The organism is Prosthecobacter dejongeii (assembly GCF_014203045.1).
Lineage (GTDB): Bacteria > Verrucomicrobiota > Verrucomicrobiia > Verrucomicrobiales > Verrucomicrobiaceae > Prosthecobacter > Prosthecobacter dejongeii.
The window spans coordinates 581,244-597,874 of the sequence record NZ_JACHIF010000002.1 but is presented as its reverse complement, the minus strand read 5'-3'; the positions used below and the strand labels follow the sequence as shown (position 1 = coordinate 597,874).

The following is a 16,631-nucleotide window of genomic DNA, read 5'->3' as shown; positions in this document are numbered from 1 at the left end:
CAAAAAATCACTCCTCACTGAAGAGTGATGGATCCAGAAAAGCCTTTGCGAACGAATCGCGCTGACCGCCTAGATTTCATTACTTGCCAGATGACTTTATTTGGCCGCAGCAGCTTTGGCCTGTGCCTGACTTTCTGCCGAAAGGCGACTGAGGGGAAAGGTAAATTCCCTTTGAGTATCTGACATCCGGAGTGTGATCTGATCCCCGACCAAAGTCACGAAGCTCGCTTCAATAGCCTTACCATCGCTGCTGGTCCAGGTCAGTGGTGCGTGAACCGGAGTCTTAGCCGCCGAACTGGTCAGGCTAGCGCCTTCTTTGATCCATGTTTCCAGCAGGGCGATTTCAGCAGCCGTTAGACGATTTTTTCCTCTAGGAGGCATCACGTCCTCATCATCATCCGGCAGTTTACAGATGCGGAGCATGACACTTACAGCCGGATTTCCTGGAATGATGTATTGGTCAGGGCCAATGATGGCCTTCAATTTCGCTTCCGTATCCAGCGCCACGTCTCCCTTCTCTTTCCCCTTCTCCTCACTGTGGCATTCATAGCATTTGGCGGCCAAGATGGGCTTAATCTGTCGCGCATAGTCCACACTCAGAGCAGAGGCGGTGGAGGCGATGAGAGCCACGGTCGTCGGAATGGTTTGATTCATCGAGGGAGACTCCAAAGCAACGGACTCCGCCATCGAATTGTTGGCACCCATCACCGAAGAATTTCCCGGCTCCATGGTCTGCACTGCGGAGGTCACCTTTGGAGCTTCAGTCATAGGTTCTACTTGGGGTTCTACCACTGGGGAGGGCATGGAGGCCAGGGCCTCGCTTTCAGTCAAAACCAAGGGCTTTTGGAAATGATCTTTCCAAACCAACCAACCTAGGCCCCCTAACGCAACCACACATGCCAGTGCCCATCCCAGCGTTCCCAGCCAAGCAGAGTCGGCCACTGGAGTTGGGGCCGTCTGCATGGGTGCAGGATAACGTCTTGGCCCTGCTGTCGGCGGATTCACGGGAGCTATGGCTGCTTTTTTCTGTGCCGTCGCCGCTGCGGCAAGAAGGGCCGCACGCACATCACTGGCTTTTTGGTAGCGCCGTGCAGGATCATGCATGAGGCATTTGGAAAGTACGCCGGCAAATCCATCCGGCAAACCAAGCCCAGCGGAAGCACCAGCCGCACGCGGAGTCTTGCCCGTGAGAATTTCATGGATCACGACCCCCAATGAATAAACATCCGCACGGTGATCCACCGGTGCACCTGCGATAAAACGCTCTGGCGCAGTGTAATCAGGTGTGCCGTATTCGGAAACATCCACTGAAGGCTGGAGGGTCAAGTCTCGCGCCAGGCCAAAATCCACCACCTTCACCTGCCAATCCGGCGTGATGAGGATATTGGCAGGCTTAATATCGCGATGAATCACCCCGTGCTCGTGCGCGTATTGCAAAGCCTCACAAAGCTGGGCGATGACGGCTCTTGCTCGCTCGGGCGTGATTTCCCCTGCCCGAGTTCGCCAATGCAAGTCTGCACCCTCCACGTATTCCATCGCTAGATACAAATGCCCCGCAGCCGTCTGCCCAAAATCAAACACCGCAACGATGTGCGGGTGAGCTAACCGTGCCATGGCACGAGCTTCTGTATTAAAGCGTTCAGAATCTTCCGGATTTTGAGCCGCTGAGGCAGGCAGTACCTTCAAGGCAACCCATCGATCCAGATGCGGTTGTCGCGCCAAATACACGGCCCCCATGCCTCCGATTCCAATCACTTGGTGCATCTCATACTGGGGCAGTAGTTGCCCCAACTCCTCCAGAGAGGGAAACCCATCACTTGCACCCGTCCTCCCCTCTGAAAGCAGCTCAGGAAGATCATCGGAGAGGGAATCAGACATAAGGAAAGGAATAACGAAATTAGATAGCTATGTTTATGCCTAATGAGGCAGAAAATATGAAACTATCCAGCAATCTGCACGATTGAAAAAATTTGCCATGACACTGGCCAGCGCTCTTACAGTCGCTTAACATAATCTAAGCATGGACGAACACGCCGCTCGACTAATCCACTGGCAGCAGCAGGCAAAGCTGACGGCTAGGAAGGTCAATCTAGGCTGGTTCCTCGCTTGCCTCACCCCATCTCTTATTATGGGAGGTATCCTGGGTTTTATTGCCATCCTTTGGTGGCGCACCCAAGATCAAAATGAGGTCCCTCTCCTCTCCGGGCTCCTCTTAGCACTGGCGCTCGCTTTGTTCACCGCGTTCTGGCGCGCACGGGCTCACTTCATCACTCCCACACAAGCACTGATACGGCTGGAATCGCACCTCCATCTACACAATGCCCTCAGCGTGGCCCAGGCAGGGCATGGCCCCTGGCCAGCTATTCAGGCTGCTCCTACGGATGGTTGGAAGTGGCACTGGTTCCACATCACCACCCCATGGCTGAGCAGCGCTGCATGCCTAGCCCTCGCCTTCTGGATGCCCTTATCGCATGAAGTCCTTCCCTCATTGCCCGCGATGCAGCCCCAAGCCTGGCAGCAGATGGACGAGTGGCTCCAAAAGTTAGAAGAAGAAAAACTCATCACTCCAGAAGAAAAGGAAGAGCAAGCGGCCAAGGTCACGAACCTACGAGATCAGCCACCAGACCAATGGTTCAGCCATGACAGCCTGCATGCCACAGACACACTGAAAGAACAACTGCAGCGTGATCTGGCTGAAATCGCCCAAAATTTAAAGACTGCCGAGAGAAGTCTGAACGCACTGCAAAATCACGCGGACAAGTTGTCTCAGGCAGGCAAAGAACAACTGCTCAAAGACCTGGATGAGGCCGTCAAAGGATTGCAATCCAGTGCGCTGGAACTCAATCCTGCCCTGCTCAAAGAGCTGGCCCAGATGGATCCAAAGAACATTCCTTCTCTATCCAAGAACCAGCTTGATCAACTCCGCGAGACCCTAAAAAAAGGAGCCAAAGAATCCCAGGGCCTCAGCCAAAACCCAGGTTTTTTAGGCGATGGTGAAGGCGAAGATGATGAACTTGCCGAAATGCTGAATCAGTTCAAACAAAGTCCCGGCACTGGCGAAGGCGAGGGAGAAAGCCCAGGCGCAGGAGACGTCAGCCGTGGCCCAGGTACTGCACCCTTGACGCTTGCCAATGAGGAAAATGACTTTGGAACGGAGAAGAATGAAGCCGTTTCCAACAGTGACCTGTCACGTGCTCAACTCAGCAGTGTCTTGGGCATTAAAGACGGCAAACATGAGGTGGATAAAACCTATGCAGGACCGATCGCTGCAGGCCAGGCTCAACATCAAGGTCTGGGGGGAGAGCAGGTCTGGCGGGAAACCCTGACCCCTGAGGAGAAAGCCGTGCTCAAGCGAGTCTTCAAGTGAGTCAGCCCCCGACCCCACGACCATCACAACGTGGCGAGGTGAGTCACACAGATTTGCGACCAACTTTCCAAGCTGTCTTTTTGAGCTAAAAGCTCCTCCAAAGAAACAAAACGCAGATCCTGGATAGCATCTTCATTGGACTGCACATCATCACTGCTGAGTTCAAAGACATGCACCACTCCTAAGTGCACACTCCCCACCTCACTGGAGTCATCGTTGATGAGACCGATGACCCGCTGCGTGTGCGTGCCACCCATCTGGAGCTCTTCGGAAATCTCGCGTTCGATGCTGTTAAAATACATCGCCTCGCCCATTTGATCCTGCGCCTGATCCACGGGATTGATATGTCCCCCGATGCCGATGCTGCGCTTTGCCACCAGACGTTTTTCACCAGAGCTACCGCCACGGGTGTAACAGAGATAACGATCTCCGTGTTTGAAGATGGAATATGGAATGAGTTGCTTATGCGTCGGGTCTGCCTCTGCCGCAGGGCGTTCCATAAAAAAATTCGCGCCAGGAGCCAGAATGGCGTTCAGGTAGCGCTCCACCTCAGGCTGAAAACCTTGAAAGCTACCGAGGGAATCAAAAAGGGCGCGGGGGATAACGAGAACGTGTTCCATGAGAATGGCGAGTGTGCCGCTGCTGGGCGCTGGGTCAATCAGCAATCCATCACGGATCTTTTTCTCCTTGAGGGGCATGACCTCACCTGAAATAACCAGGAAATGCGCCTTCCTCGCTTTGTTTATTTTCTCCCCGCAATCATTGCCCTTGGTTGGTTCGGATGGTGGGTGTGGGGCACCCCCGCTGAAAAGCAGATGCTCGCAGCGCAGGCTGAGTTTTTAACAGCCCTTGAGGATCGTGACTGGGACGAAGTGAAAGGCTTGCTTGCCACGACCTATACGGATGCCATGGGCCATACCCGAGAGACTGCCGTGGAAGATGCACAACAAATCCTCAGCCAGTTTATCAGCATTACCCTCCAAACGCAAAACCTCCATTTCCAGACGCAGAAGGATCAGGGGCAAACAGCCATTCAGATTCGCATGGATGGGCAAGGGTTAGGCTTTGGCCCCATGGTCATGGCGCGAGTCAATGCCATGCAGGAGCCCTGGCAATTTCACTGGCATAAGGAAGGACTCTGGCCGTGGACATGGCGCATTCTCCGCATCCACCATCCAGAACTACATCCCATCCAGTTACCCTAAACGGAGTTCATTCAGGCCACAAAAAAACCCGGCAGCGATAACGCGGCCGGGGTTTCCAAAGAGTGAGATCAGTCCCCTGCGAGCAGACGTTCCCACAGGAGATCATTCATCAGCACCTTCGTCACAAAGTCTCGGCTACTGGTAGCGACGGCGGGAGGGTTTTCCGCCAAGAGAGGAATATCAATCTTAAACTGAGCCCCTTGGCCGATGTTATTTTCGGCCTGGATATTACCGCCATGGTGATAAACCAAGAAGAATACCGCCATCAGATTGAGCCCAAAGTCTGGGGCATCTTCCAGACGAATGGCAAACGGATCAAAGACGGAGCGTAGAGCCCCCTGAGGCAGCCCTGGGCCATTGTCTTGTAGGGTGAACTGAATAGAGACAGGACGGTCTGCAAAGCGCTGCGCATGGGCACGGAGGGCAATGCGGGAACCTGCGGGCAAGACATCAATCTCGTCCTGTAATAGCAACTGGAACATCCGTTCGAAACGGGCGCGCTCCGTAGAAATCTGGGGCAACCCATCTGCGATATCGAGGTCTAACTGAATGTTCTTCGCTTCCAGTCCAGAGCGCAGTCCTGCAACGACGTTGTTAATGCTGACCTCCACATTAAGCGGAACTTCCGCCTTAATCGCATCGGCCAAACTTCCGCCATCCAGCTCGCCAATAAGCTCGGAAATCCGGCCAGCCTGCTTGAGCACCTGAGAGTGAAAGTCACGCCAGAAGGAAGGATCCTGCAAGCGATCCATATCCACACTTTCTTGACGCAGCTTGGTCGGTGTCAGATTGAGAAAGGTCTGCACGGCCTCAAGCGGGTTGCGAAGATTCTGACAAAGGCCACTGGCCAGCACGCCCAGGCTGATGACTCGATCTGTGATGACCATGTTTTGCAGCACACTCAGCTTCTCACGCAGCAAGTCATCCCGCTCGCGCTGGAGGAGGAAGAACTCCATCGCACGGCGCAGCGTGTTGCGCATATCTTCCACCTGTAGAGGCTTTGATACATAACGAAAAACATTGCCCAAATTCACCGCGTCCACTGTGACTCCAAAATCAGCAAAAGCAGTGATCATCATCCGCACGATTTTGGGCCGGATCTGGCGGGCACGCTCCAGTAACTGTACCCCTTTTTGACCAGGCATGCGTTGGTCCGTCAGCAGTACTCCGATTTCATCGCCACGGGACTCGATCAACTTCAAACCTTCATTGGCATTTGTCGCGGTCAGGATACGGAATTCACTACCGAAGGTTTTCTCAAAGTACTTCAGCGCCATTTCTTCGTCATCCACGTAAAGGACTGCGTAGCGTTTATAATCGTAGAGGTTTTGCATGAGGGAGTCTATTAGACGTTGCTGCGTCAGGCTTCGAGTATCGGAGCGGTAACGGGAAATTCCAAAACAAATTCGCAGAACTCACCAGGAGTGCTTTCAAGGAGGATACGCCCTCCATGCTCAGCAATAATCTGGTGGCAAATGGATAAACCTAGGCCCATTCCTGCCCCCACATCCTTCGTGGTGAAAAAGGGATCGAAGATATTGTTCCGATTTTCCTCAGGAATGCCGGGGCCGTTATCACGGATGTGTAGGGCCGCCATGGTGCCGGACTGCACGGCCCAGATGGAGAGGCAGCGCTCCTGACCTTCCGGATAAGTCTTCTCGGCCATCGCATCCATGGAGTTTTGGATGAGGTTGATGAGGACTTGGATAAATTGGTTTTGATCCCCTACGGCTTCAACATAAGGCGGCAGGTCTAGTTTCACCTCTACCCCGTCCTTGATCGCGTGAGAGAAAAACCTCAGGGTTGTTTCCACGGCCTGGCTCAAATTGAAATTCCCCGCGACTTGATGGGTCGTCCGAGAAAAACCTCGAAGGTCACTGATAATGCGGGCTACGCGGTCCACGCCATTTTCAATATCTCCCAAAGTCTCAACGAAATCTGGGCGGTCTGCATCCGTCAATTTATTCGCCGTATCACGCAGCACAAACAGTGCTTGTTTGGCATAGTTCAAAGGGTTGTTGATCTCATGGATCAAACCCGCACTTAGACGTCCTAGTGAAGCAAGCTTTTCATTGCGGACGAGAAGGGCTTCAGTCTCTTTCACCTGTTCCAGCGCAGCTTCCAGACGCTGCTTCTGTACCTGCAATTCACGCTGGAAAAGGTGGGAGTCGGTCAAGTTTTTCAGTCTGACTGAAAGCTCCGTTAGTGAAAACGGTTTGCCTAAAAAGTCACTCGCCCCCGCCATAAGGCAATCAATCTTGGTCTTCTCATCCGCTCGCGCCGTAAGCAATACCACGGGGATGCTGCGGGTGGTGGTGCGCTCGCGCAATTCCCGGCAGACCTGCAGCCCATCCTTTTCAGGCATCATCATGTCAGAAAGAATGATGTCAGGTAGGAATTGCGCCGCCTTTTCCACAGCTTGATGTCCATCTACGGCCTCAATGACTTCAAAGGTGTCAGCAAGCTGGGTGCGAAGAAACCGCAGCATGTCAGGCTCGTCATCAGCAATGAGCAATTTCGGCTTCTTGCTACGACGGCCTAACCCCACTTCGACAGGACGTAAGGTAGCCTGAAGAGACGTCATGGCGGGGAACATCTCAGCACGGCGGTAGAGATCACTGATCCATTCTTTCTGAGCCACTGGCTCCAGATCGAGCTGTTCGTCCTCGGTTTCCTTTGCAGACGTTTCCTCCGCCTGCTGGAAGGGGAGAACGACTGACATGGAAGTTCCCTTACCACGCTCACTCTGCACGGCCACACTGCCGCCATGCGCCTCAGCGATTTCTTTGACGAGAGAGAGGCCGATGCCCATGCCCTGATACTTGCGCTGAGAGGAGGTATCCGCCTGCCAGAAACGATTGAAAATGTTCGGCACATCTGCCGCCGCGATGCCTACGCCTGAATCCTTAACCTCCAACTGGAACCAAGAACCATTGCGCGTCGCATTCAGTTCCACCGTGCCGCCGGCGGGCGTGAATTTGAGGGCATTGAAAAGGAGGTTTAGACAGATGCGCTCCAGTTTTTCAGCATCAGCCAGGACACGCCCCAGGCCACCTTCGCATTCTACCTTGAGATGAATACGCTTATCCTTCGCCACGCCAGCCACAGCATTGCCTAACCCGCGAACGAAATCTTCTAAAGCCACGGGCGCACGCCGAATTTGAATGGTGCCAGATTCCAATCGAACTAGATCTAACAAATCATTGATCAGCTTCAAAAGACGCATGGCATTGCTCTGCATGGTCGCCAGCAAGTCAGATCTTTGTTCCTCACTCAGATAATCTTTTTGACTGATCAAAGACTCGATAGGCGCAATGAGCAGCGTCAATGGCGTGCGCAATTCATGGCTGACATTGGCAAAGAAACGGCTCTTGGCTTCATCCAGTTCCCTCAGCTTGGTATTGCTCTCCTCTAACAAAACGTTGGCATCCAGGAGCTCAGAGCTTTTCTCATTCAGCCGCTTCCGCAGCATGTATTCATTGAAACGAATCCCGGTGTAAACCCAGGTCCCTACGACGACCATGACGGCTGTGAGAGTCAGGAAAAAAAGATTGTTGTAGAGGGTTTTTTCATGCCCAGCAAGGTCGTTGCCCAGGCAGGCCGCACCGTACGAAAGCAGGGTGAGGCTCACAATAAAAAGACTGTCCCAAGTGGTCCAACGCATGAGCAAAGCTGCGCCGACCATGATAAGATTCATCCCTGCATAATAAGGCGATACAGCCCCCCCTACTTGATCAATCATCCAAGCAATGGAGAGGATGGGAGGAATCGCCACCATCAGTCCCCATAGGCGCACTGAACTGACCGACTTCGTGAAGCCGAAGACAAACCATAATGCCAGCAAGCAGACACTGCTCAAAAGGCGCGCAGGCAAGAATTGCAGCATCCGGTCAAAATCATACACCAGCCAATCCAAGCTCGCTCCAAACGGCATGAAAACCGCCGTTAGTAAGCAGCACAGACGGAAATTCCGTCGGCGGATTTGTACTTCATCCGCCTCGAAAGCCTGCCAATGCAGAACCTGATCACTGGGGCTGAATTCAGACATGCATCGGTTTACGCACCTCCATAAAGATATTCACGCCCGTCTCATCCTCCCGGATGGCGGTGACACCTGCCGGAGCCCGCGACGGGGCAAGACCTAAAAATTGCTCATCGTTGCGATACACCAGATGCCAGTCCATGACGCACTCCATCCAGTAACGGGAAGGATTGCGGGAATGCACATTGGTGGCGATCAAAAGCCCGCCCGGCGCAACCATGTCATAAAAGATCTCGAGCAAACGGCGGCAGACACGATCTGAAAGGTAGTCAAAAAGCCCCGCACAATAAACAATGTCATAACCACTGCCGCCAGCCTGAGGCCTACCAGCTTCCTTCATCATTTGGTGCACAGACTTTTTGATGAATTGCAGCCCGGTCTGACGACCGTGGAGATCACGCAATTGCTCCAGGGTTTCCTGCGTGTGTTGCAGCGTCTCGTCATTGAAATCAACGAGGGTGAAATCAATCTGGTCACTCAAATCATCCGTAGAGATCATTCTTTGCACTTCCTGTGCCGGACCACAGCCCAGGTTAAAGACACGAATTCTACGCCCTTCCGCCTGCACGCGCTGAGTCTCCTCATGCAGCTTTTGAGTCAGGTAAGTGATGCGATTCCGGTGAGCGACAACGGTAGGGGATTCCAAAAAGACCCGGTTGATGAGCTTGGCAAAAACAGAACTGCCCTCATAAGGGGAGCGCAGCATCATGCTCACCATTTCGTAGTCCCCTGCATAGCCCAACGGCTTTTGGTAAGTACGATAGGTGAAAGGGGAGCAAAGCACAATGGGGTGCAACTGCCGCTTGATGTAACCGCGATGCACCGGGAGCAGTTCCTGGGGTACTTCAGCGGCAGCTTCTTCAAATTTCAGAAACAAGGGCCATAAAGCGGGTAGAACCAATTTCTCCACCTCCTGAATGGCATAAAGTTCAGACTCCAATCGGTCTCCTGTGGGCAGGGAGCGCACGCACAATTCGACCTGTTCTAGCCAGCGGCGTAAATCCGTCAGCACGGTCAAAATATCAATGACGACGATTTTGAAATTCGGACTGACTTGGAAGATGCGACTGGTGTCGCGCAGCAGGGTTGCCAATTCTTCGCCTAACCCCAAACGCTGCTGCAAAGGAGCAAAGATGTCAGGGTCCATCCACCCTTCCTCTTCCAAGGAAGCTTCAAGAATGAGCATGATGCCCGTGTTGACCAAATTGGTCACCACAGCGCGCCCTGAATACAGCATCCGATCATTCACAGTGACACGGAAATCTGTCAGCACTTCTGAGAGCTGAAGGATGCTGTATGGATTATACACCTCAAAAACCGCCATGTGTCTGCTCAGGCGGTGAACCGTTCCCCGCACTTCTGCCCCCTGACTGTTCCGGCACACGATGATGCTGAGATTTTCAGCATTCAGCCCTTGTGAGCTAGGAATCAGGTCTGCGGAGTCTGATGGCATCTTTCAGTGGGAAATTGAAATATGGCTCTGGGAATAAATAACTCTTCGAGCGCAGACCCCTGTTTGCAGACAACCCTACCAGCGGTCAACAAGATTATTTGAGATATGAAATACAGTATATCGAAACCTAATTTATCGTCTTACTACGAGTTGTAATGACATTTGCAGGATTAATGAACATCTAATGTCCGTTGATCAGTTCAGAGGCAAAATGAAAATCAGAGGATATTTCAAGAATTTTCACACCCCGAAAATCTGAACTATTTAAAAAAATCCGTTTTTCACAGAAGAGGCACTGTTGTTCATTTGCCTAACTTTCAAGAGATAAATCTTTACCTCCGCACGCTAAAAAACAAAGTCCAAATAAGTCTGAACCAATCTTTCCTATGACACCTAGCCCATGACTTACTCAGCAAATACTCAAGTTAGTTCAGTCTCACTTTCGAACCTACATTTTTAAAGTCGTTGCGCCAGTTGACAAAATGCCCTCCGAAAATGGTCAATCGAGAGGAAGCCCGCTTTTGAAAAATGCCTGGCACCTTCCCTTGAACTGCCATCGTAAAAAGGCATGATGTCTGTGATGATGGAAGATCCGCCTGAAGTTGTGATTGTAGGTGCAGGCCCGGCGGGCTGCACGCTCGCTGCTTTGCTTGCTCAAAGAGGCATTCCTTGCACCGTCTTTGATGATGACAAGCGCCCGAGCTTGCTAGTGGGCGAGTCGCTCATACCTGGAGTCGTCCCTATTTTCCGCCAGTTGGGCATCGAAGATCGTGTGGCTGCGATGTCTGTGCGAAAGCCTGGGGCGTCTTTTTTTGTTACGGACGAAGGGCCACGCATCCACTTCAGTTTTAAGAATGTGGAAGGCCACCTGCCGCCCTACTCGTACAATACACCTCGACCAGAATTAGACAACTTGCTTCGAGTCAGAGCCGAAGAGCTTGGAGCTCGATTCGTGCATGCACGCGCAGGCCTGGAATCCAGCCTTGAAAATGGAGAGCCAAACATTCGTTTGAATGCGGAGAGCCTGAAGAAAGCTGGCCTGGCGCCCGATGCAAAGCCTCTGCTGGTAGATGCGTCTGGCCGAGCACGCACCTTTGCACGCGGGATGAACATTCCCGCTCTACGAGGGGAACGAGATGACATTGCTTACTTCGCCCACTTTGAGGACTTCGATCATGACGAAGTCGAGTCTGGTCAAGTCATCATCTCCGTCTTGAGAGCTGGCTGGAGCTGGCGCATTCCATTGCCTGGACGCTTATCGGTAGGTATCGTGGTGAATAAAGCACACGCGCCTAGATTGGGTGCAACGGCAGAAGAACGACTGGAAAACGCCATTCGCCAGGAGCCCATCTTGGCAGCGAAAGGAAGTCGAGCCAAGCGGGTTTCCCCCGTAATGACTTACACGAATTATCAATTGCTCTCAGAGCAGGGCCATGGCCCCGGGTGGGTGCTGTTAGGTGATGCCTTTGGATTTGTAGATCCCATGCTTTCCCCTGGGCTTTTTATGTCCCTCGAAGGGGCACGCCAATTGGACGAATGCGTCTTTTCTCAGGGCCGCCAGATTCTTCAAGACACGCAGGCACTGAAACGTGCACTTGACCGTTATAGCCGCCGCATCGTGGAGTGGCATCATGCCTGGACTGATCTGGTGCGGTATTTTTACGATGGGCGCATTTTCCAGATTCATCTCGCTGGGAAGAATCTAGCGATGAAGCCCTCCCCCTTCAATATTGCCAGCGTCATGGAAAGGCATTCCACCTTCCACATTGCCAGCATGGCTTCGGGGGGCTACACGCGCTCCAGTTACAGTCGCAGTCTGATGAAGATGCTTTCCAAATACCTCGTCTGGCAAGTGCCTGCGGCGGAGAATTTCGCAGTCCGCAATGCGTGGCATCCACCACTGCGCGAAGCTGCCTAGACCCGAAAGTAAGACAAAACGGATCTTCCATAGGAAGATCCGTTCATCAGTCTGCAAGGCGTGCAGGTAAGGGATCGACGACTACTTTTCCGTAATTTTGATGCCGCGCATCCAGACTTTGTCGTGGTGATCGGTCAACATGATGCGGCCCTTACCAGGGGCAAATCCTTCTTTGGTTTTGAACTTGCTGCCAGCGATCATGGTTTTCCAAGCTTCCGTGGTCGTATCCGCAGAACAGACGAGTTTACCATTCAGCCAATGCTCGATTTTGCCATCCTGCACCACCACGCGGCTGCTGTTCCACTGGCCTGGGGGATTGAGGGGCTTATCCGCCTCAGGAGCTTTGATGTCATAAATAGAGCCTGTGGTGTGGCTACCACCTTTAAGCCCATCAGGATGCTTGGCGTCATCAATCATCTGATATTCGATGCCGAGCCATTCCTTGCCACCCACTTTGGTCACCCAGTACTTGATGCCGTTGTTGCCGCCTTCTTCCACCTTCCATTCCCATTCGAGTTCGAAGTTGGTGTATTCTTTCTCGGACAGCAGGTTGCCACCTTTTTCGCCATTGAGATGCAGTGTGCCATCCACGATGACCCAGCCAGCCCCCGGCTTAGCGCCATCGGGTCCAGTCCATCCGGCGAGGGACTTTCCATCGAATAAAGAAACGGTATCTGCGGCGATGATGCGGCAGGCACCTAGAACGAGAAAAACAAAAAGGGAAGCTTTCATGAATGACCAAATTAAAGAGTCTGGAGCTGCTGGCAAGCACTGTGCAAGCCGTGAGCCCTTGGCCTCAAACGTAAAATTTCGCCTGCTCTATTCAAGAGTCTGGCTTACAGAGAAGAAACATGACTAACGAGGAGCAGTCAGGTCCATCCCCCACCCCACCTTGGGAAGCAAAAAGAGCCCCATCGAAGCGCGGATTGTTTCGCAAGCTGGTGCTGTGGTCTATCGGTATCGGGCTGCTGACCACGGTGATTTATGGCCTTCGTCCGCGCCCGACGCCTGTAGAGTTAGCGGAAGTCAAACGGGGCCCGCTGACGGTGCATGTGATGGAAGAGGGCAAAACACGCATCCGCAATCGCTACATCGTCGCAGCACCGGTGACGGGCAGCATGCGACGGGTGCCCCTGAAAGCGGGTGACGAGGTGAAAGCGGGTGAAACCGTCCTGACACAGATCGAACCCGGGATTGCGCCGCTGATTGATGCACGTAGCCAAGCGCAGGCCGATGCCCGAATCGCAGCCACAGAAGCTGCTCTCCAGCAGGCAGGTCAATCGTTAGAAATGACCCGCACTGCGGCCCGCTTTGCCCAGGCAAACTGGGAGCGCGTGAAATCCAAGGCGACCGAGGGCAGTATTTCAATCACGGACCGGGATGCCATCGAACGCGAAGCTGAAATGCGCGGTCGTGAAGTGCGGGCGCAAGAGTTCGCCCTGAAAGTGGCCGAATATGAACTGGCTCAGGCCAAGGCTGCCCTCATCCAAATGAACAGCCCGGGCAGTGATAGCCAGCCGATCCCTGTGCTAGCCCCCGTCAATGGCCGGGTCCTGAGAGTGGAGCAAGAGAGTGCCATGATCATTGCGGCAGGTTCTCCCATTTTGGAAATCGGAGATGTGAGTGATCTGGAAGTGGAAGCTGAAATCCTTTCTCGCGATGCCGTGCTCATCCGTCCCGGTGCACCCGCCAGCATTGAGCAATGGGGTGGCGATTCACCGCTCAAAGCCAGTGTTCGCCGTGTCGAGCCTGCCGCTTTCACCAAAGTCTCTGCCCTAGGAGTGGAAGAGCAACGAGTCATCGTGCTGTGTGATTTAGACCCGGCAGGCCTTCAAAATATGCCTTTGGGAGATCGCTTCCGCGTCGAAGTGCGCGTGGCGGTGTGGCATGAAAACGATGTCCTGCAAGTGCCTAGCGGGGCCTTGTTTCGGGAAGGGTCCGTATGGCGTAGTTTCATCCTAGATCAGGGTAAGGCGCGCGTCATTACGGTGGAAATTGGCCGGTCCGATGGCAAGTGGACGCAGGTCATCCAAGGCCTGAAGGCCGGAGATCGAGTCCTCATGCACCCGCCTGACTCCGTCAAAGATGGCACGGAAGTGATCGCACGCGAGTGAAGCACCTCAAGCCCCGGTGGCGTACATCTGCTGGAATGCCTGCTGAACAGCGAGCGTGACGGACCCTGGAGCTTGCAAGGCACGGCCATTGAGCAGCGAAATGGGGTGGACATCCCGTGTGGAGGAGGTCAGAAAGGCTTCTTCACATTCCTCCAAAACCACGACAGGGAGGTCCTCCTCCAGACATACGATCCCCACTTTGGCACAGGCCTCTAGCACAAGCTGGCGGGTGATCCCGGCGAGACATCCCGAAGAAAGAGGTGGGGTCAACAAGCGACCTTCGAGGACCACGAAGACATTGGACCCGGTTCCCTCGCAAAGTTGGTTAGACTCATTGACCACCAAGGCTTCACCACAGCCGCGCTCTTTGGCGTAAAGAAGCGCGCGAACATTTTCACCATAAGAGACGCTCTTCACACTGGCGAGTGCCCCGCGTGAATTGCGTGTCCAGGGCGCAAGCTGGACTTTTTCGGTCGGTGGCCAGGAGTTCAAAGGAGTGGCTACCACCAATACAGTCCCCTCCCCAGCCCCCCGATCCGACCCGAGAGGACCATCGCCACTGGTGAGAGTCACTCGCACACGAGCATCTTGAAGACCATTCGCCTGCATGACGGCGGAGATGCTTTCATGGAACGTCGGCTCTGAAATACAGTGCAGCCCTGTGACCTCACAAGACTTCACTAGCCTTTCATAGTGCTGCTTAGCCGCAAAAGGTTTGCCACGACGCACCACCAAGGTTTCAAACACCCCATCTCCCACGAGGAAGCCGTGGTCCAAAGGAGAAAGCCGCGCCTCCTCCGTGGATTGAATACGACCATTGAGCCAAAGGAACTGCGGGGGAGTCATGAGCTGAATTTGTGCTGATAAAACTTCGCATTCAAGCCTTGAAAGCACTCATCCATGAGCGCATGAGGAGAAACGATTGCCACTTTTTTGTGAATCCATGCGCATCCTTTGGCAGTCTTCTCTAATACCAAGCCACTTTTCACGTTCATTGATTCAATATGCTGCGTCTTCTCAATGTTCAGGGAAAGCAGATTGAGCCCTATGTGGATGCACTTGGGGCCCTGCGGATCACCGTTTTCAGGGACTATCCTTATCTGTATGATGGCAGCCTGGAATATGAACGGGATTACCTCAAAGTGTACACTGAGGGGGAGCGCAGCCTGGCCGTTTTAGCGTTTCATGGAGATGCCGTGGTGGGGGCTACCACCTGCATGCCGATGGCCGATGAGGGCCCAGAATTTCAGGCTCCATTCCTCCAAGCAGGGCACGACATCTCCCAGATCTGCTATTTGGGAGAGTCCATTCTGCTACCGCAATATCGAGGGCGAGGCATTGGCAGGCAGTTTTTCAAACATCGTGAAAACCATGCTCTATCGCTTGGACTGAACCAAGCCGCTTTCTGTGCGGTTGATCGGCCACCGGATCATCCTTCGCGGCCAGATAACTATCGGCCCCTGGATGAGTTTTGGAAGGCACGTGGCTACCAAAAGCAACCTCACTTACAGGCCCTTTTTCGCTGGAAGGAAGTGAATGAAGTGGAGGAGTCGGCCAAAACGCTCACCTTCTGGACCAAAGAACTGAAGTAGCGTGGAAGGAGCTTTTGCGCTTCTTTGGATGCGCTTCGGTGTTCCGCTTTATGACTCTCGATATCCTCACTTTTGACCCCGGCTTTGCGTGTGATAGCCCGACCGCTTATGCAAATGAGGTGGTGCGTGTGGTGGAGCAGTCCTGGGAAAGTGGCGCAGACATGGTGCTGCTGCCTGAGTTTACCTGGATGGGCTTGGAAACCTTCGTGACCCGGACACCCGAAGATCCCACGATTTATCATGCACTTTCCCGACTTTTTTGGCAGACGTTGCTCCCTACGCTGCGAGTGCGTTTGGACCGGCCAGGAAAAGCGGCGGTCCTGGGAACCGTGCCTTTTGTGGATGGTGAGACGCACCGTCTCTTTAACCGGGCCCCCATCTTCGTGGGAGGTCAACTGAGTCATCAGGATAAGCTGCACCTCACGCCGTGGGAGAAAGTATTCAGCCCAGGCGGCATCCTTTATCTTTGGGAATTTCAGAGCTTCCGCATCGCCGTCGTCATCTGTCTAGACATTGAAATTCCAGAGATCTCCGCCCGGCTGCGAGGAGACGGCGTGGACCTCATTCTTTGCCCCAGTGCGACGGAAAGTATCCTGGGCGTGGAACGTGTGGACCGCTGCGCTTCGGCCCGTGCCATCGAGCTGGGCTGCCATGTCGCTGTATGTCATCTCACCGGAAAAGCGGAATCCGAATTGATTGATGTCAATGTGGGGCGCCTGGCTTTTTACTCGCCCTCTCAAGCTGCCTTTCGGCAGGTTCCACGCTGGATCGAAACCGAGGTTTTCACCGAAGGTCAGCATCAACTTCGAGTGAGTTTGGAAAAAAGAGCCCTCGAAGTGATGCGACGAATGCAGGTGGAGACGAATCCTTCCCACCTTGGCAAAGATTTGGCTGGTCATTTTATCATCCATCAGGTCGAATCCTGAGCAGCAACCCAACA

13 protein-coding genes are annotated in these 16,631 nt (G+C 53.5%); 6 read left to right on the top strand and 7 right to left on the bottom strand.

What is annotated here, in order from left to right:
* Nucleotides 1-96 precede the first annotated feature (96 nt).
* A complete protein-coding gene (locus HNQ64_RS07655) occupies nucleotides 97-1,878 on the bottom strand; it encodes a serine/threonine-protein kinase (protein WP_184207118.1) in 1,782 nt (593 codons plus the stop codon).
* A 142-nt stretch (nucleotides 1,879-2,020) separates the two neighbouring features.
* On the opposite strand from HNQ64_RS07655, the gene HNQ64_RS07650 reads away from it, so the two are divergent.
* A complete protein-coding gene (locus HNQ64_RS07650) occupies nucleotides 2,021-3,367 on the top strand; it encodes a hypothetical protein (RefSeq protein WP_184207116.1) in 1,347 nt (448 codons plus the stop codon).
* A 23-nt stretch (nucleotides 3,368-3,390) separates the two neighbouring features.
* Here HNQ64_RS07650 and HNQ64_RS07645 read toward each other — a convergent pair whose 3' ends face one another.
* The gene (locus tag HNQ64_RS07645) at nucleotides 3,391-4,065 is read right to left on the bottom strand and encodes a hypothetical protein (protein ID WP_246430965.1); all 675 of its coding nucleotides are present in this window, start codon (nucleotides 4,063-4,065) and stop codon (nucleotides 3,391-3,393) included.
* A 24-nt stretch (nucleotides 4,066-4,089) separates the two neighbouring features.
* On the opposite strand from HNQ64_RS07645, the gene HNQ64_RS07640 reads away from it, so the two are divergent.
* Nucleotides 4,090-4,572, top strand: a complete 483-nt coding sequence (locus HNQ64_RS07640; RefSeq protein ID WP_184207114.1) for a hypothetical protein — start codon at nucleotides 4,090-4,092, stop codon at nucleotides 4,570-4,572.
* A gap of 68 nt (nucleotides 4,573-4,640) precedes the next feature.
* On the opposite strand, the gene HNQ64_RS07635 is transcribed toward HNQ64_RS07640, so the two are convergent.
* The 3 genes from HNQ64_RS07635 to HNQ64_RS07625 are packed head-to-tail and all read right to left on the bottom strand — an operon-like array spanning nucleotide 4,641 to nucleotide 10,067.
* Nucleotides 4,641-5,906, bottom strand: coding sequence for a hybrid sensor histidine kinase/response regulator (locus HNQ64_RS07635; protein ID WP_184207112.1), 1,266 nt, complete (start codon nucleotides 5,904-5,906; stop codon nucleotides 4,641-4,643).
* Nucleotides 5,907-5,932: 26 nt separating this feature from the next.
* Nucleotides 5,933-8,620: an ATP-binding protein gene (locus HNQ64_RS07630; protein ID WP_184207110.1), complete on the bottom strand. Its 2,688-nt coding sequence runs from the start codon at nucleotides 8,618-8,620 to the stop codon at nucleotides 5,933-5,935.
* Nucleotides 8,613-10,067 carry a class I SAM-dependent methyltransferase gene (locus HNQ64_RS07625; RefSeq protein WP_184207108.1) on the bottom strand — a complete coding sequence of 485 codons (1,455 nt, stop codon included), beginning with the start codon at nucleotides 10,065-10,067 and terminating at the stop codon, nucleotides 8,613-8,615. The genes HNQ64_RS07630 and HNQ64_RS07625 overlap by 8 nt, the downstream gene beginning before the upstream one ends.
* Before the next feature lie 568 nt (nucleotides 10,068-10,635).
* Here HNQ64_RS07625 and HNQ64_RS07620 point away from each other — a divergent pair.
* The gene (locus HNQ64_RS07620) at nucleotides 10,636-11,985 is read left to right on the top strand and encodes an NAD(P)/FAD-dependent oxidoreductase (protein WP_184207106.1); all 1,350 of its coding nucleotides are present in this window, start codon (nucleotides 10,636-10,638) and stop codon (nucleotides 11,983-11,985) included.
* An 81-nt stretch (nucleotides 11,986-12,066) separates the two neighbouring features.
* Here HNQ64_RS07620 and HNQ64_RS07615 read toward each other — a convergent pair whose 3' ends face one another.
* Entirely contained in the window at nucleotides 12,067-12,717 is a 651-nt protein-coding gene (locus HNQ64_RS07615; RefSeq protein ID WP_184207104.1) for a 3-keto-disaccharide hydrolase, read from the bottom strand.
* 119 nt (nucleotides 12,718-12,836) lie between these two features.
* Here HNQ64_RS07615 and HNQ64_RS07610 point away from each other — a divergent pair, with 119 nt between their 5' ends.
* Entirely contained in the window at nucleotides 12,837-14,099 is a 1,263-nt protein-coding gene (locus HNQ64_RS07610) for an efflux RND transporter periplasmic adaptor subunit (protein ID WP_184207102.1), read from the top strand.
* Nucleotides 14,100-14,105: 6 nt separating this feature from the next.
* Here the strand turns inward: HNQ64_RS07610 and HNQ64_RS07605 are convergent, their stop codons facing one another.
* Nucleotides 14,106-14,945 (bottom strand): aminotransferase class IV, encoded by an 840-nt coding sequence (locus HNQ64_RS07605; protein WP_184207100.1) that lies wholly within the window; start codon nucleotides 14,943-14,945, stop codon nucleotides 14,106-14,108.
* A 158-nt stretch (nucleotides 14,946-15,103) separates the two neighbouring features.
* Between HNQ64_RS07605 and HNQ64_RS07600 the strand changes: the two genes are divergently transcribed.
* Both HNQ64_RS07600 and HNQ64_RS07595 read left to right on the top strand, forming a co-directional pair.
* On the top strand, nucleotides 15,104-15,691 hold the full coding sequence (locus HNQ64_RS07600) for a GNAT family N-acetyltransferase (RefSeq protein WP_184207098.1): 588 nt from the start codon (nucleotides 15,104-15,106) through the stop codon (nucleotides 15,689-15,691).
* A gap of 50 nt (nucleotides 15,692-15,741) precedes the next feature.
* On the top strand, nucleotides 15,742-16,617 hold the full coding sequence (locus HNQ64_RS07595; protein ID WP_184207096.1) for a nitrilase-related carbon-nitrogen hydrolase: 876 nt from the start codon (nucleotides 15,742-15,744) through the stop codon (nucleotides 16,615-16,617).
* Nucleotides 16,618-16,631: the final 14 nt, after the last annotated feature.

Coding starts and splice junctions, on each gene's coding strand:
- HNQ64_RS07620 (WP_184207106.1), top strand. CDS start 10,636: ATGATGTCTGTGATGATGGAAGATCCGCCTGAAGTTGTGATTGTAGGT.
- HNQ64_RS07605 (WP_184207100.1), bottom strand. CDS start 14,945: ATGACTCCCCCGCAGTTCCTTTGGCTCAATGGTCGTATTCAATCCACG.
- HNQ64_RS07610 (WP_184207102.1), top strand. CDS start 12,837: ATGACTAACGAGGAGCAGTCAGGTCCATCCCCCACCCCACCTTGGGAA.
- HNQ64_RS07630 (WP_184207110.1), bottom strand. CDS start 8,620: ATGTCTGAATTCAGCCCCAGTGATCAGGTTCTGCATTGGCAGGCTTTC.
- HNQ64_RS07625 (WP_184207108.1), bottom strand. CDS start 10,067: ATGCCATCAGACTCCGCAGACCTGATTCCTAGCTCACAAGGGCTGAAT.
- HNQ64_RS07635 (WP_184207112.1), bottom strand. CDS start 5,906: ATGCAAAACCTCTACGATTATAAACGCTACGCAGTCCTTTACGTGGAT.
- HNQ64_RS07655 (WP_184207118.1), bottom strand. CDS start 1,878: ATGTCTGATTCCCTCTCCGATGATCTTCCTGAGCTGCTTTCAGAGGGG.
- HNQ64_RS07650 (WP_184207116.1), top strand. CDS start 2,021: ATGGACGAACACGCCGCTCGACTAATCCACTGGCAGCAGCAGGCAAAG.
- HNQ64_RS07600 (WP_184207098.1), top strand. CDS start 15,104: ATGCTGCGTCTTCTCAATGTTCAGGGAAAGCAGATTGAGCCCTATGTG.
- HNQ64_RS07615 (WP_184207104.1), bottom strand. CDS start 12,717: ATGAAAGCTTCCCTTTTTGTTTTTCTCGTTCTAGGTGCCTGCCGCATC.
- HNQ64_RS07595 (WP_184207096.1), top strand. CDS start 15,742: ATGACTCTCGATATCCTCACTTTTGACCCCGGCTTTGCGTGTGATAGC.
- HNQ64_RS07640 (WP_184207114.1), top strand. CDS start 4,090: ATGCGCCTTCCTCGCTTTGTTTATTTTCTCCCCGCAATCATTGCCCTT.
- HNQ64_RS07645 (WP_246430965.1), bottom strand. CDS start 4,065: ATGCCCCTCAAGGAGAAAAAGATCCGTGATGGATTGCTGATTGACCCA.